We start from the raw sequence: 14,786 nt of genomic DNA, 5'->3' as shown, positions 1-14,786 counted from the left end.
CTAGCGGTCGACTGCCGGAGTGGCCGACAGATGCAGCAGTTCGACGGTCCGCGCGGTCACCAGATCGGCGAGCGTGTAATGGTCGAGCTCCCGATAGAACGCCTCCTGCGCATTCCGGAGAACATGTCGCAAACGGCAATTACTCGCCAATGGACACGGATGCTCGCCGAGGCATTCGACGACTTCGGCATCTCCCTCGAGACCGCGGACTATCGCGCCCACGGTCGCGGCGCGTCCTTCGTCGGTGAGGAAAATACCGCCGGAGCGCCCGCGATGGGAGGCGACGAAGCCGAGTTCGGCGAGCCGCGAGACGGCCTTGGCGACATAGTGCTCCGAGGCATTGACCTGTCTCGCAACCAGTTTCGCTGTCACACGGGTATCGGCTTCGCTGCTGACCGCGAGGCGCATCATCGCCCGGAGTCCGAGATCGGTGAACCGGGAAAGCTGCATGGCTATACCGTACGTAATTCGGACAGTAGAAAGCGCATTCAGCGCGTGTGCCCTTTAATACGCTGTGCCGCGCATATTTTGTCGGTTCGGTCACAAGGACTAATTACTCTATTCCGCGCCCCGCGGCCTTGGTATGGCTACCATGTGGCCAACCCGTGGCAGCCGGGGCGGATATCGGTGCCCGGCGCGACGCACGCCACACCCGGCTGGCAGCATGGCGGCCATGGATCTGGTCAGCGTGGAACGTATCGAGGACGCGGCGAAACTCCTCGCCCCCGTGGTGCGCCGGACGCCGCTGGTGGCGTCGCGGGTGCTGTCGGAGCGCACCGGCGTGGAGGTGCGGCTGAAATGCGAGAATCTGCAACGCACCGGATCGTTCAAACCGCGCGGGGCCTACAACCGCATCGCGAATCTGCCGGCGGACGAGCGGGCGCGCGGCGTGGTGGCGGCCAGCGCGGGCAATCACGCGCAGGGTGTCGCCTGGGCGGCCACCTCGCTCGGTATCGACTCCACCGTCTTCATGCCCATCGGCGCATCGCTGCCAAAGCTGGTGGCCACCCGGGCCTACGGGGCGACCGTGCATCAGGTCGGTGCGACCATCGACGAAGCACTCACGGCCGCACTGGATTTCGCCGGGCAGACCGGAGCCACCCTGATCCACCCGTTCGACCACCCCGATATCGTGGCCGGGCAGGCGACGGTGGCGCTGGAGATCCTGGACCAGATGCCGGACGTGGGCACGGTGGTGGTGCCGACCGGCGGCGGCGGGCTGCTGGCCGGGATCGCGGTGGCGCTGCGCCATCTCGCCCCGCAGGTTCGGGTGATCGGTGTGCAGGCCGCCGAAGCCGCCGCCTGGCCGGGTTCGCTCGCGGTGGGCCGCCCGGTGCCCCTGGACCGTATGACCACCATGGCCGACGGTATCGCCGTGGGCCTGCCGGGGGCGGTGCCGTTCGCCCATGTGGCCGAACACGACACCACCATCGTCACGGTGGACGAGGACGCGTTGTCGGGCGCCCTGCTGCTCTGCCTGGAGCGGGCCAAGCTGCTGGTGGAACCGGCCGGTGCCGCGGCGGTGGCGGCGCTCATGACCTGCCTGCCCGAGGAACTCGAGCTACGGGGTCCGGTCTGCGCGGTGCTGTCCGGAGGCAATGTCGACCCGCTGCTGCTCACCCGCGTGGTCGGCCACGGCCTCAGCGCCGCCGGCCGCTATCTCGCACTGCGGGTGACGATCTCGGACCGTCCCGGCAGCCTCGGTGCGCTGCTGGGGGAGGTCGGCCGCACCGGGGCCAGCGTGCTGGATGTGGTGCATTCCCGCACCGGGGCGTGGCTGGAGGTCGACGAGGTGGAGGTCGCGCTGACGCTCGAGACACGCGGCGCGGCGCACCGGGACGATGTGCTCCAGGCGCTGGCCGACGCGGGATACGCGGTGCGCGTACAGGACTGAGCACGCACCGTGCGCCGACGGGTCGCCACCGGCCCGGCGGCGCGCCACCGGTCAGTGTGCCCCACCGAGTTCCAGCGCCAGCACGCCCGCGATCACCAGCCCGATGCCACCGACCTGGACCAGGGTGAGCTTCTCGTTCAGGAACAGCGCGCCGATGACCGCCACCGCCACCACGCCCACCGCCGCCCAGATGCCGTAGGCCACCCCGACCGGCATCCCGCGCTTCAACGCCTGCGACAGGCAGTAGAACGCCGCCCCGTAGCCGATGACCACGATGGTCGACGGCACGGGTTTGGTGAATCCCTCCGACAACTTCAGCGATACCGTCGCGGTCACCTCGGAGGCGATGGCCAGCGCCAGAAACAGCAGAGTCATGCCCGGGAGCGTATCCCGCTCGCGACGGCCCGCATCGGTGACGATGCGGAGGGCCCAACCCGCCCGGGGAACGCATGTGACGCGCCGGGCGTCACCACCGCCCGGTGCGCTCGGCCGGGCGTCAGCTCAGCCAGTCGCGGTGGGCGGTGGCGGCGGCGCGCACCTCGTCGAGTTGCTTGGCGACCTGCACGCCCGCGGTGCCGCCGCGGGCGTTGCGGGAGGCGATGGAGCCCTGCACGGTCAGCACCTCGCGTACGGCGGGGGTGAGGGCCGGATCGACGGCGGCGAATTCGGCGTCGGTGAGTTCGTCCAGGCCGACGCCGCGCGCCTCGGCGGCGCGCACGCATGCCCCGGCCGCCTCGTGCGCGACGCGGAACGGGACGCCCTGGCGGACCAACCATTCGGCGATATCGGTGGCGAGGGTGAATCCGGCCGGGGCCAGTTCGGCCATGCGGTCGGTGTGGAAGGTCAGGGTCGACACCAGTCCCGCGATGGCGGGCAGCAGCAGTTCCAGCTGCGCCACCGAATCGAAGACGGGTTCCTTGTCCTCCTGGAGGTCCCGGTTGTAGGCGAGCGGCTGCGCCTTCAGGGTGGCCAGCAGGCCGGTGAGGTTGCCGATGAGGCGGCCCGCCTTGCCGCGGGTCAGCTCGGAGACGTCCGGATTCTTCTTCTGCGGCATGATGGACGATCCGGTGGACCAGGCGTCGGCCAGGGTGATGTAGCCGAATTCGGGGGTGCTCCAGATGATCACCTCTTCGGCCATCCGGGACAGATCCACCGCGATCATGGCGAGGACGAAGGCGGCCTCGGCCGCGAAGTCCCGGGCGGAGGTGGCGTCGATGGAGTTGGCCGCGGCGGCGTCGAAATCCAGGTCGGCGGCAATGGCTTCCGGGTCCAGCCCGAGCGAGGATCCGGCGAGTGCCCCGGATCCGTACGGCGACACCGCCGCCCGCTTGTCGAAGTCACGCAGCCGCTCGATATCGCGCAGCAGCGGATGCGCGTGCGCCAGCAGGTGATGCGCCAGCAGCACCGGTTGCGCGGCCTGCAGATGGGTCTTGCCCGGCATCACCGCGCCCGGATGCGCGGCCGCCTGCGCGACCAGCGCGTCCACCACCTCGAGGACGCCGAAGGCGATGCGCCGCACCGCATCCCGCAGCCACATCCGGAACAGCGTGGCGACCTGGTCGTTGCGCGACCGCCCGGCCCGCAGTCGGCCACCGAGTTCGGCGCCGACCCGCTCGATCAGTCCGCGCTCCAGCGCGCCGTGCACGTCCTCATCGGATTCCAGCGGTCCGAACGCCCCCGATGCCACATCGGCGGCCAGGCGGTCCAGGCCCGCGAGCATGCCGTCCAGGTCACCGTCGGACAGCAGACCCGCCTTGTGCAGCACGCGCGCATGGGCTTTCGACGCCCGCACGTCGTAGGGTGCCAGCGCCCAGTCGAAATGCGTCGACTTGCTCAGCGCCGCCATGGCCGCCGCGGGCCCCGACGCGAACCGACCACCCCAGAGCGCGCCCTCGTTCGTGCCGTGCTGCTCGGTCATCGTGTGCTGTCTCCTCCGGGTCGGATCGTGGTCACGGGTGGATCGCTGTCATGAGTATGTGCCTGGCCATTTCGTCGGCCGTGAGTTCGGAATCGACGTCGCGGCCGTGGCGGGTGAGGACTTCGCGCGGGTCGCCGGGCGTGACGACCCAGCCCCGCTGCCGGAACCAGTCCACCGGGTGGTTGCGGCCCTCGAAGGGATACCACAGCTGGTGCACGTCCACGTGCACCCCCTGTTCGGCCATGAACCGGGTGCGTTCGCGGTCCAGTGCGTAGGCCCGCTCGGACCGTTCGCCGGACATGTTGAGCGCCACCCGGCTCCCGGGCGCGCTCAGCGCGACGATATCGCCGAGCAGCCGGTCCTGCGCATCGGCGGGCAGATAGCGCAGCAGCCCCTCGGCCAGCCAGGCGGTGGGCAGGTCCGGGTCGAAACCGCTGTCCCGCAGCGCCTTCGGCCAGTCCTGCCGCAGGTCGGCGGCCACCGTGCGCCGCCGCACGGTCAGTTCACCGTCGTAGGCGGCGAGCGTCTTCGCCTTGAACTCCAGCACCTTCGGCTGATCGATCTCGAATACCGTGGTGCCAGCGGGATACTCGAGGCGGTAGGCGCGCGCGTCGAGCCCGGCCGCCACGATCACGAACTGCCGGATACCGGCGTCCGCGGCGGCGCGGAAGTACTCGTCGAAGTACAGCGTCCGCGCCACCACGAAACTCCACAGCTGGGTCAGGGCCTCGGCGACCGACTCCTCGTAGTCGCCGCGGCCCATGCGCTGCCAGACCGGCGAGTCGACGGCGGTCACCAGGACCTCCGCGTAGGGGTCGTGGAACAGCGCGTCCGGGCGACGGCTCTCCGCCGCCCGCATGGCCGCGACCCCGAGCGCGGTCGCACCCACGCTCTCGGTGATATCCCAGTTGTCGTCGTCGGTCCGCACGGCGGCCTCCTTCCGGGTGATCCCCGGGTTCGAGGCTACTTCTTGCCGAGGTCGCGGCGGGCGGCGACCTTGGAGGACAGGCCGTGGATCTGGACGAAGCCCTTGGCCAGGGACTGGTCGAAGGTGTCGCCCTCGTCGTAGGTGGCGAGGTTGAAGTCGTAGAGGGATTCGTCGGAGCGGCGGCCGTTGACGACCACATTGCCGCCGTGCAGCACCATGCGCACGTCGCCGGAGACATGCTGCTGGGTTTCGGCGACGAAGGCGTCGAGGGCGCGCTTGAGCGGGGAGTACCAGAGGCCGTCGTAGACCAGCTCGCCCCAGCGCTGCTCGACCTGGCGCTTGTAGCGGCCCAGCTCACGTTCGATGGTGACCGCCTCCATCTCCTGGTGGGCGGTGATGAGGGCGATGGCGCCGGGGGCCTCGTAGATCTCGCGGCTCTTGATGCCGACGAGCCGGTCCTCGACCATGTCCAGGCGGCCGACGCCCTGGCGGCCCGCCCGCTTGTTCAGTTCGGTGATGGCCTCGAGCATGGTGACCGGGCGGCCGTCGATGGCGACCGGCACACCCTTGTCGAAGGTGACGATGAGTTCGTCGGGGGCCTCGAAGTTGACGGTCGGGTCGACGGTGTAGTCGTAGACGTCCTTGGTGGGGGCGTTCCACAGATCCTCGAGGAAACCGGTCTCGACGGCGCGGCCCCACAGGTTCTGGTCGATGGAGAACGGCGACTTCTTGGACACGTTGATCGGCAGGTTGTTCTCACCCGCGAACTCGATGGCCTTCTCGCGCGTCCAGGCGTAGTCGCGGACCGGGGCGATGACCTTCAGATCGGGGGCGAGCGCGCCGATGCCGACCTCGAAGCGCACCTGGTCGTTGCCCTTGCCGGTGCAGCCGTGCGAGACGGTGTCCGCGCCGTGGTACTCGGCGGCCTCGACCAGGTGCTTGACGATGAGCGGCCGGGAGATGGCCGAGACCAGCGGGTAGCGGCCCATGTAGAGGGCGTTGGCCTGGATGGTCGGCAGGCAGTACTCGGTGGCGAACTCGTCGCGCGCGTCGACCACGATGGATTCGACGGCGCCGCAGTCGAGGGCGCGCTGGCGCACGTCGTTCATGTCCTCGCCGCCCTGGCCCAGGTCGATCGCGACCGCGATCACCTCGGCACCGGTCTCCTTGCCGATCCAGCTGATGGCAACGGAGGTGTCCAGCCCGCCCGAGTAGGCGAGTACGACGCGCTTGGTCATAATCCGTGTGCTCCTCGATTAGTGCGTATGAGTCTGTGCCGACCGGCCGCGTTCGCCTCCGGCTCCCTGCGCCGCGGCCCGCTCCGTCGTCCTGCAAATGATTATGCACGACGATGCAAGCCCATTCATAACCGGGGTCCCGAACCACAGCACACGGCAGCTCCGGTCCTGCGCGCCGCCGTCGCCCGCAACACCTCCGACACGGCACGAAGCACCGCCCGCAGGCACCATGAACCCTGGGAATTCCATTGCGGCGGTTGGTACAACGGAAGAGTGAGTGCTTCGAGAATCTGGTTGCTGCTGGTGTGTGCGGTCGCCGCGACCGTGGTCGCCGTCCGGCCCGCCGCGGCGGCTCCGGAGCTGGCCGAGACCACGGTGCTGGACGTGTACTCCCCCGCCATGGACCGCGTCGTCTCCAATCGGGTGATTCCCGCCGCGCACGCCGGTGCGCCGACGCTGTACCTGCTCACCGGCGCGGGTGGCGGTCAGGACGGGATCTCCTGGTGGGACGACACCGATGTCAGGGAGTTCTTCGCCGACAAGAACGTGAATGTGGTGATGCCGATCGGGGGCGCGTTCACCCTGTACACCGATTGGATCGCCGACGACCCCATCGCGGGGCGCAACAAGTGGCAGACGTATCTCACCGGTGAGCTGCCGGCCGCGGTCGACGCCCGGTTCGCGACGAGTGGCCGCAATGCCATCGCCGGGGTGTCCATGAGCGCCGGCTCGGCGATCGACCTGGCCATCCAGGGCGGTGACCGGTACAGCGCGGTCGCCTCCTACAGCGGTTGCCCGTGGACCTCCGACGCCGCCGGGGTGGCGATGGCCGGTGCGGTGGTGCTGCGCGGGGGCGGCAATCCGGCGAATATGTGGGGGGTGCCCGGCGGCGAGGTGTGGCGTGCGCATGATCCGTATCTGCACGCGGAGCGATTGCGCGGTAAGACGGTCTACCTGTCGGCCGCGTCCGGCGTGCCCGGTGTGATCGACCGCAACGGGCTGCCCTCCCCCGTCGTCGAGGCCATCGCCAGTTCGTGCACCGCGGCGTTCGCCGCGCACCTGTCACGGCAGGGTATGACACCGATCCACGTCGACCGCTCCGCCGGATCCCACACCTGGGGCCAGTTCCAAACGGACCTGCACGACTCCTGGCCGCATCTGGCCCGTGCCATCGGCGCCTGATCAGACCCGAAACGCCTGCGCCAACCGCGCGTCGAGCCGCTGCCGCGCGGTGGCGAGCGAGGGGCCGTACCAGGTGAGGGCGCGCCCCTCCACCAGGGCCACCGGGATACCCGGAAATGCCTCCGGCCCATCGGTTTCGGTGAACACGTACGGCTCGTCGGGAAGTACGGCGAGTTCGACACCGGCGGTGAGCTCCCGCTCCGACAGGGTGGGATAGCGCTCCGGCCGATCCGCGTGCACGAGTCGCAGCCCCAGCCGCCGGGCGAGATCGCCGGTGAAGGTGTCGCGCCCGACGACCATCCAGGGATCACGCCACACCGGAATCACCGCGTCGCGCAGCGTTTCCGGTGGCGGCGGCGACCATTGCGCGCGTGCGCGCACCAGCCATTCCGGATCTCCGGCGTCGAGCAGCAGTCCGAAAAGCCGTTCCAGGGACGAGAATGCCTCCTCCAACGTCCGAATCCTGGTCACCCACACCGCGATTCCCATACCCCGCAAACGCTCGACGTCGATGCGCCGGTTCTCCTCCTGATTGCACACCACCACATCCGGTGCGATCGCACCGATTCGACGCACGTTCGGGTTCTTGGTGCCCCGGACGCGCTCGACCGGCAGATCGGACGGATGCGTACACCACTCGGTAGCGCCCACCAGCAGATCCGGGCAGGTGACCGCGATCGCCTCGGTCAAGGAGGGGACCAACGACACCACGCGCCGCGCCGGCCGCCGCAGCGGAACCGGCGCACCGAGATCATCGAGCAGTTCGGTGGGCACGGACACGCTCAGCGGGGTAGGACGGAGGAGAGTCCACTGACAATGCCGTAGAGGGTATCCACGACCAATCCCACGGCCAGACCGGTGTACACCGACAACAGGTTGGGGTCCATGTCGGTCCAGGGTAGCGCGTTGGCTCGCGGTCCCCTCATCCGAAGGCGACGCGGTCGAGCCAGCCGGTGAACAGCTCACCGTCACCGAGGACCTCGATCGCGGCCGATTCCGGCGTGCGCCGCCGGTAGATGACGAGCAGCAGCTCGGTCAGCGGCCCCCGCACCGCCACCGCGCAGCGCTCGTGCGCCCGCCGCCAGGTGATGCCCGCACCGGTCAGGTCGATCACCCATTCGGCTTCCAGCTCCTCCGGCACATCGGTGGCGTGCAGGTGCAGGGTGCGGCCCGGGCCGAACAGTTCCCGGACTCGCGGGCGCTGCTCGAGCAGGTCGGGCAACGAGCACAGCTCCAACCATTCGTCGATGGCGTCGGCCGCGAGATCCGGCTCCACCGCGAACTCCGCGCCGACCGCGAGGGTGGCGTCGGCGCGATGCACGAGTGCCTCATGAGTGAACCGACGCGCATAGAAATCGCTGGACCGCACGCCCGGCACCGGAGTCCACAGCGGCAGTCCCTCGCCCGCCGCGGCCAGCGCGCCGGACAGCCGAGCCGACGTCTCGCCCAGCCACGGATCGATATCGGCGGACTTCTCGTCGACGAATGCCGACAGCTCCCGGAACTGGAACTCGTCCTCCGGCAGCGGCTCCTGCACCCGGCGCTGCACGGCGGCGGCCGCCCAGCACTGGCCGCCGCCGACATGGCGGGCGAGCTGGCCGAGATTCCACTCCGGGCAGGTGGGGACCGGGGTGGTCAGATCCGCGTTCTCGATGGCGGTGCGGAGGTGGTCGGTCTGGGTGATGATCTCCATGGTGTAGCGGTCGTAATCCAGAGGCATGGGACCACCGTAGATCGAACGCCGGGGCGCGCCGCCGCATCAGCGCCGGTTTCAGGCCAATTGCTCGATCTTGGCGGCCAATTCGGCCCCGCTCATCGGCTCCCGGGCGATGACGGCGATGGTGTCATCACCCGCGATCGTTCCCACGATCTCCGGCAGTGCGGCCCGATCCAGCGCACTGGCGAGAAAATGCGCCGCACCCGGCGGTGTCCGCAGAACGGCGATATTGCCGCTGGCGTCAGTGGAGACCAGCAGGTCGCCGAGGAGCTTGGACAATCGCTCGGTTCCGCCGGTCACCCCGCGCACCGGACTGCCGTCCTCGGGAACGACGTACACCCCGGCCCCGCCGTCGGCGGCACGCAGTTTCACCGCACCGAGTTCGTCGAGGTCACGGGACAGCGTGGCCTGGGTCGTCTCGATGCCTTCGGCCGCGAGCAGGGTCGCCAGCTCGGTCTGGCTGCGCACCTCGTGCTGGGACAGGATGGCGATGATGCGGGCCTGGCGTCCCGCTCGTGTTCGCGCGATGGCCGCACCCGAACGGGTGGGCGCGGCCGACCGTCGCTCACCGCTCACCGCGCACCGCCCTCGAATTTCTCCAGCAGCCACACCAGCAGCGCCTTCTGGGCGTGCAAGCGGTTCTCGGCCTCGTCCCAGACCGCGCTGTGCGGACCGTCGATCACCTCGTCGGTGATCTCCTCACCGCGATGCGCCGGAAGGCAGTGCAGGACGGTGACATCCGGTGCGGCACGGGAGAGCAGGTCGGCGTTGACCTGGAAGGGCCGGAACGGGGCGACGCGGTCGCGGCCGTCGTTCTCCTGGCCCATGGACATCCAGGTGTCGGTGACCAGGGCGTCCGCGCCCTCGGCCGCGGCGAGCGGGTCGTTGGTGAGGGCGATCTTGGCTCCGGTCTCGGCGGCGCGCGCCCGCGCCGATTCGACGATCCACGGCAGCGGCTCGAACCCCTCGGGGGCGGCGATGGTGACGTTCAGTCCGGCCGTGACGCCGCCGAGCAGCAGCGAGTGCGCCATATTGTTCGCGCCGTCGCCGAGGTAGGTGAGGTTGCGCCCGGACAGGTCGCCCTTGCGCTCCTTCAGCGTCTGCAGGTCCGCCAGCACCTGGCACGGGTGGAACTCGTTGGACAGCGCGTTCACGACGGGAACCGTTGCGGCCGCGGCCATCTCGTCCAGGCGGGTCTGTTCGAAGGTGCGCCAGACGATGGTCTCCACGTAGCGGGAGAGCACCCGCCCGGTGTCGGCGAGGGTTTCCTCACGGCCCAGCTGGGTGTCGCGGCCGTCCACCACGACGGCGTGCCCGCCCAGCTGTGCGATACCCATCTCGAAGGAGAACCGGGTGCGGGTGGAGTTCTTCTCGAACATCACCGCCACCCCGCGCGGCCCCGCCAGCGGCTTGCGGCCCTGCGGGTTCTGCTTCAGTTCCGCGGCGAGAGCGAGGATTTCGGCCTGTTCGGCGGGCGTGACGTCGTCGTCGCGCAGGAAATGCCGGATGGTCACTGTGGGGTCCCCTTCGCCTTGGCCTGCGCGGCGTCGAGGATGCCGGGCAGGTCGGACAGGAAATTATCGGCCTGGGTTTCGGTGAGCACCAGCGGCGGCGCGAGCCGAATCACGTTCGGTTTGGCGGGATTGATGAGATATCCGGCGTCGCGGGCGGCCTCGTCGACCTGCGCCGCCACCGCGTCGGTGAGTTGGATGCCGATGAGCAGCCCCGCCCCGCGCACATGGTCCACCAGCGGGTGGTCGAGGGCGTCGATGCCGTCGATCAGTGTCTTGCCGAGCGTCTCCACATGGGTGAGCAGATCCTGCTCGTCGATGGTGCGCAGCACCGCGAGCGCCGCCGCGGCGCATACCGGGTTGCCGCCGAAGGTGGTGCCGTGCAGGCCGGGCGTGAGCAGTTCCGCCGCCGCGCCCTGCGCCAGCACCGCGCCGATCGGCAGTCCGCCGCCGAGCCCCTTGGCCAGGGTGATCACGTCGGGCACGATGCCCGCGGCCTGATGCGCGTAGAAGTGGCCGGTGCGCCCGATCCCGGTCTGCACCTCGTCCAGGATCAGCAGCGCCCCATGCTGTTTGGTGATGGCGCGGGCCCGGGCGAGATAGTCGGCCGGGGGCACCACGACACCGCTCTCCCCCATGATGGGCTCGATGAACACCGCCGCGGTCTGATCGTCCACCGCCGCCGCCAGTGCCTCGGCGTCGCCGTAGGGTACGTGCACCACGCCGGGCGGCATCGGCTCGAACGGAGCCCGCTTCGAGGGTTGGCCCGTCAACGCCAGTGCGCCCATGGTGCGTCCGTGGAACGCCTCCTCGCAGGCGACGATCTTCGTCCGGCCGGTCAACCGCGAGATCTTGAACGCCGCCTCGTTGGCCTCGGTGCCGGAATTGCAGAAGAACGCCCGCCCGTGCCCGTCTCCGCTGTGTTCAGTGCCGAAGCGCGCGAGCAGCCGCTCGGCGAGTTCCAGCACCGGTTCGCTCGCATACAGATTCGAGGTGTGCCCGAGCGTGCCCAACTGCTGGGTGACCGCCTCCAGAATGGCCGGATGCGCGTGCCCCAGGCTGTTCACGGCGATACCGCCGAGGAAGTCCAGGTAGCGCTTGCCGTCGGCGTCGTACACCACCGCGCCCGCACCGCGCACCAGCGCGACCTTCGGGGTGCCGTAGTTGTTCATCAGCAGGGTGGACCACCGCTGCTGCAGGTCGGCTGTGTTGGTCATACATACTCCTGAGCCGGGGTGACCATCGTGCCGATGCCCTCCCCCGTGAATAGTTCCAGCAGCACCGAATGCGGCACCCGGCCGTCGATCACGTGCGCGGTCGGCACCCCGCCGAGCACGGCGCGCAGGCAGGCTTCCATCTTGGGCACCATGCCCGCATCGAGGCGCGGCAGCAACTTCTCGAGTTCGGCGGTATCGATGCGGCTGGTCAACGACGACCGGTCGGGCCAGTCGGTGTACAGCCCTTCGACATCGGTGAGCACCACGAGTTTCTCCGCGCCGATACCCTGTGCGAGCGCCGCCGCGGCGGTGTCGGCATTGATGTTGTGCACCACGCCGTCGGCATCGGGCGCGATGGTGGACACCACCGGAATTCGGCCCGCACCGATGAGATCCAGCACCGCATCGGGATTGACGGAGGTGACGTCGCCGACCAGGCCGATATCGGTGGCGACGCCGTCCACGTCGACGGTGCGGCGGGTGGCGGTGAACAGGTGGGCGTCCTCACCGGAGATGCCGACGGCGTACGGGCCGTGGGCATTGATGAGCCCCACCAGTTCCCGGCCCACCTGACCGAAGAGCACCATGCGCACGACATCCATCACCTCGGGTGTGGTGACCCGGAAACCGCCCCGGAACTCGCCCCGCAGTCCGAGTTTGGTCAGCATGGCACTGATCTGCGGACCGCCGCCGTGCACCACCACCGGATGTACGCCGACGGTGCGCAGGAACGCCATATCGGCGGCGAAGGCGCGTTTGAGTTCGTCGTCGACCATGGCGTTGCCGCCGTATTTGACGACCACGATCTTGTCGTGGAACTTCTGCAACCAGGGCAGCGCGTCGGCGAGGACGTGCGCCTTGTCCAGCGCCGAGAGTTGTTCGTGCAGTGGGTTCATGAGCTGTAGGCCGAATTCTCTTCGACGTATCCGTGCGAGAGGTCCGTGGTGCGAATGGTGGCCTCGCCCGCGCCCAGGCCGAGGTCCACGACCACGTGGATGTCCGCCCCGGACAGGTCCACCTCGCGCGCGCCGGGAGCGCCGGTGCCGTTGACGCACACCGGACTTCCGTTGAACGACACCGAGATCAGGTTGGGGTCGAGGTCGATCGGCGCGATGCCGACCGCGGCCAGCACCCGGCCCCAGTTCGGATCCGAGCCGAAGAACGCCGTCTTGACCAGGCTGTCGCGGGCGATGGCGCGGGCACCGGTGAGCGCCTGATCCTCATCCACCGCCCCGGTGACGGTGACCAGCACCCGCTTGGTGACGCCCTCGGCATCCGCCATGAGCTGGCCGGCGAGATCGTCGCAGATCGCGAGCACGGCGGCGTCGAGTTCCGCCTGGGTCGGCGCGACCTCGCTGGCGCCGTTGGCGAGCAGCAGCACGGTGTCGTTGGTGGAGCAGGAGCCGTCCACGTCGAGGCGGTCGAAGGTGCGTCCGGTGGCCTTGCGCAGCGCCTCGTCCAGCTGGGCCGGGGTAGCCACGGCATCGGTGGTCAGCACCACGAGCATGGTGGCCAGCGACGGCGCGAGCATGCCCGCACCCTTGGCCATGCCGCCCACATTCCACTTGTCCCGGTGGTGGAAGGCGGCTTCCTTGGGCACGGTGTCGGTGGTCATGATGGCCCGCGCGGCCTCCGCGCCGCCGGAGAGCCCGCCGCCCATCTCGTGCACGATCTCGGTGACGGCGGGAATCAGCTTGTCCATGGGCAGCCGGTCGCCGATGAGGCCCGTGGAGCAGACCGCGATCTCACCCGCACCGGTCTCGGTGCCCCAGTTGCTCAAGGCTTTCGCGAGTTCCTCGGCGGTGGCGTGGGTGTCCTGGAATCCGCCCGGACCCGTACACGCGTTCGCGCCACCGGAATTCAGGATGACCGCGCGCAGCCGACCACCGGTGAGCACCTGCTGCGACCACAGCACCGGCGCGGCCTTCACCTTGTTGCGGGTGAACACGCCCGCCGCCGCGTATTCGGGACCTTCGCTGAAGACGAGTGCCAGATCCGGCTTGCCGCTGGCCTTGATGCCCGCGGCGATACCGGCGGCGCGGAAGCCCAGCGGCGCGGTGACGCCCTGGGTCCGAACCAGCTTGCCGTTCTCGAATGTCGTCACGGTGCCACTCCTACGGTGGAAAGTCCTGCGGTCTCGTCGAATCCGACGGCCAGATTCATGGATTGCACCGCGGCGCCCGCGGTGCCCTTGGTCAGGTTGTCGATCGCGCCGACCACCACCAGCACCCCGGCGTCGGCGTCCACCTGGACCTGGAGGGTGACGGCATTGGAGCCGAGCACCGAACCGGTCTGCGGCAGGCGGCCTTCCGGCAGCAGGTGCACGAAAGGCTCGTCGGCATAGGCTTTCTCGTATACGGCGCGGGCCTCGGCGGCGTCCACCCGCACCGGCGCGGTGCAGGTGGCCAGGATGCCGCGCGCCATGGGCGCGAGGATGGGGGTGAAGGAGACGGTGACGTCGACGCCTCCGGCGGCCTTCAGGTTCTGTGCGATCTCCGGGGTGTGCCGGTGCGCGCCCGCGATGTTGTAGGCCCGCGCGGAGCCCATCACCTCGGATCCGAGCAGCCCCACATCGAGTTTGCGCCCCGCCCCCGAGGTGCCGGTCACCGCGACCACGTGCACGCTCGGTTCGATGATGCCGGCGGCCACGGCCGGGGCCAGCGCCAGACTCGCCACGGTCGGGTAGCAGCCCGGTACGGCGATGCGCCGCGCCCCGCTCAGGGCAGCACGGCCGCCCGGCAGTTCCGGCAGCCCGTAGGGCCAGCTGCCCGCGTGCGGGCTGCCGTAGTACTTCTCCCACGCCGCCGCGTCGGTGAGCCGGAAGTCCGCCCCGCAGTCGATGACGACGGTCGACTCCGGCAGCTGCTGCGCGAGGGCCGCCGACTGGCCGTGCGGCAGCCCCAGGAAGACGACGTCGTGGCCCGCCAGTTCGGCGGCGGTGGTGGGTGCGAGCACCCGATCGGCCAGCGGCAGCAGATGCGGCTGCAGTTCGCCCAGCGCCGTACCGGCGTTCGACCCCGCGGTCAGCGCCCCGATCTCGAGGCGCCCGGCTCGGTAGGCTGGATGCCCGAGCAGCAGGCGCAGCACTTCGCCGCCCGCATATCCGCTCGCACCGGCTACCGCGACCCGTACCGTGGGCCCACCCGAGGTATCCACCATGTGATGATTATGCACGAACGTG

15 protein-coding genes are annotated in these 14,786 nt (G+C 69.7%); 2 read left to right on the top strand and 13 right to left on the bottom strand.

The features are described from left to right. Positions 1-450: an RrF2 family transcriptional regulator gene (locus FOH10_RS09595; RefSeq protein ID WP_029928884.1), complete on the bottom strand. Its 450-nt coding sequence runs from the start codon at positions 448-450 to the stop codon at positions 1-3. A gap of 214 nt (positions 451-664) precedes the next feature. Between FOH10_RS09595 and ilvA the strand changes: the two genes are divergently transcribed. Continuing rightward, positions 665-1,894: a threonine ammonia-lyase gene (gene ilvA, locus FOH10_RS09590; protein WP_143980440.1), complete on the top strand. Its 1,230-nt coding sequence runs from the start codon at positions 665-667 to the stop codon at positions 1,892-1,894. Positions 1,895-1,945: 51 nt separating this feature from the next. On the opposite strand, the gene FOH10_RS09585 is transcribed toward ilvA, so the two are convergent. The 4 genes from FOH10_RS09585 to FOH10_RS09570 form a co-directional block, all read right to left on the bottom strand. Further along, complete coding sequence (locus FOH10_RS09585; RefSeq protein WP_029928888.1) at positions 1,946-2,269, bottom strand: DMT family transporter; 324 nt, start codon at positions 2,267-2,269, stop codon at positions 1,946-1,948. A 121-nt stretch (positions 2,270-2,390) separates the two neighbouring features. Continuing rightward, entirely contained in the window at positions 2,391-3,812 is a 1,422-nt protein-coding gene (gene argH, locus FOH10_RS09580) for an argininosuccinate lyase (RefSeq protein ID WP_143980439.1), read from the bottom strand. A 31-nt stretch (positions 3,813-3,843) separates the two neighbouring features. Then, positions 3,844-4,740 (bottom strand): class I SAM-dependent methyltransferase, encoded by an 897-nt coding sequence (locus tag FOH10_RS09575; RefSeq protein ID WP_143980438.1) that lies wholly within the window; start codon positions 4,738-4,740, stop codon positions 3,844-3,846. 35 nt (positions 4,741-4,775) lie between these two features. Beyond that, positions 4,776-5,978 (bottom strand): argininosuccinate synthase, encoded by a 1,203-nt coding sequence (locus tag FOH10_RS09570; RefSeq protein WP_039812818.1) that lies wholly within the window; start codon positions 5,976-5,978, stop codon positions 4,776-4,778. Positions 5,979-6,251: 273 nt separating this feature from the next. On the opposite strand from FOH10_RS09570, the gene FOH10_RS09565 reads away from it, so the two are divergent. Continuing rightward, positions 6,252-7,160: an alpha/beta hydrolase gene (locus tag FOH10_RS09565; protein ID WP_244961836.1), complete on the top strand. Its 909-nt coding sequence runs from the start codon at positions 6,252-6,254 to the stop codon at positions 7,158-7,160. On the opposite strand, the gene FOH10_RS09560 is transcribed toward FOH10_RS09565, so the two are convergent. The 8 genes from FOH10_RS09560 to argC all read right to left on the bottom strand — a co-directional run bounded on the left by FOH10_RS09560 (position 7,161) and on the right by argC (position 14,764). Beyond that, complete coding sequence (locus FOH10_RS09560) at positions 7,161-7,940, bottom strand: helical backbone metal receptor (RefSeq protein WP_308212882.1); 780 nt, start codon at positions 7,938-7,940, stop codon at positions 7,161-7,163. A gap of 142 nt (positions 7,941-8,082) precedes the next feature. Then, positions 8,083-8,880 (bottom strand): maleylpyruvate isomerase family mycothiol-dependent enzyme, encoded by a 798-nt coding sequence (locus FOH10_RS09555; RefSeq protein WP_143980436.1) that lies wholly within the window; start codon positions 8,878-8,880, stop codon positions 8,083-8,085. Between the two features lie 51 nt (positions 8,881-8,931). Further along, entirely contained in the window at positions 8,932-9,453 is a 522-nt protein-coding gene (locus FOH10_RS09550; RefSeq protein WP_051037122.1) for an arginine repressor, read from the bottom strand. After that, positions 9,450-10,391: an ornithine carbamoyltransferase gene (gene argF / locus FOH10_RS09545; protein WP_039812809.1), complete on the bottom strand. Its 942-nt coding sequence runs from the start codon at positions 10,389-10,391 to the stop codon at positions 9,450-9,452. Before argF ends, FOH10_RS09550 begins: the two co-directional genes overlap by 4 nt. Beyond that, complete coding sequence (locus FOH10_RS09540) at positions 10,388-11,605, bottom strand: acetylornithine transaminase (RefSeq protein WP_039812806.1); 1,218 nt, start codon at positions 11,603-11,605, stop codon at positions 10,388-10,390. Before FOH10_RS09540 ends, argF begins: the two co-directional genes overlap by 4 nt. Next, a complete protein-coding gene (gene argB / locus FOH10_RS09535; RefSeq protein WP_143980435.1) occupies positions 11,602-12,501 on the bottom strand; it encodes an acetylglutamate kinase in 900 nt (299 codons plus the stop codon). The genes FOH10_RS09540 and argB overlap by 4 nt, the downstream gene beginning before the upstream one ends. Then, positions 12,498-13,709, bottom strand: coding sequence for a bifunctional glutamate N-acetyltransferase/amino-acid acetyltransferase ArgJ (gene argJ / locus FOH10_RS09530; RefSeq protein ID WP_143980434.1), 1,212 nt, complete (start codon positions 13,707-13,709; stop codon positions 12,498-12,500). The genes argB and argJ overlap by 4 nt, the downstream gene beginning before the upstream one ends. Further along, positions 13,706-14,764: an N-acetyl-gamma-glutamyl-phosphate reductase gene (gene argC, locus FOH10_RS09525; protein WP_143980433.1), complete on the bottom strand. Its 1,059-nt coding sequence runs from the start codon at positions 14,762-14,764 to the stop codon at positions 13,706-13,708. Before argC ends, argJ begins: the two co-directional genes overlap by 4 nt. Between the last annotated feature and the right edge of the window lie 22 nt (positions 14,765-14,786).

It is taken from the genome of Nocardia otitidiscaviarum (genome assembly GCF_007362295.1).
Taxonomy (GTDB): domain Bacteria; phylum Actinomycetota; class Actinomycetes; order Mycobacteriales; family Mycobacteriaceae; genus Nocardia; species Nocardia otitidiscaviarum.
Note: the sequence above shows the minus strand (reverse complement) of the source record. Positions and strands in the feature narration are given on the sequence as shown.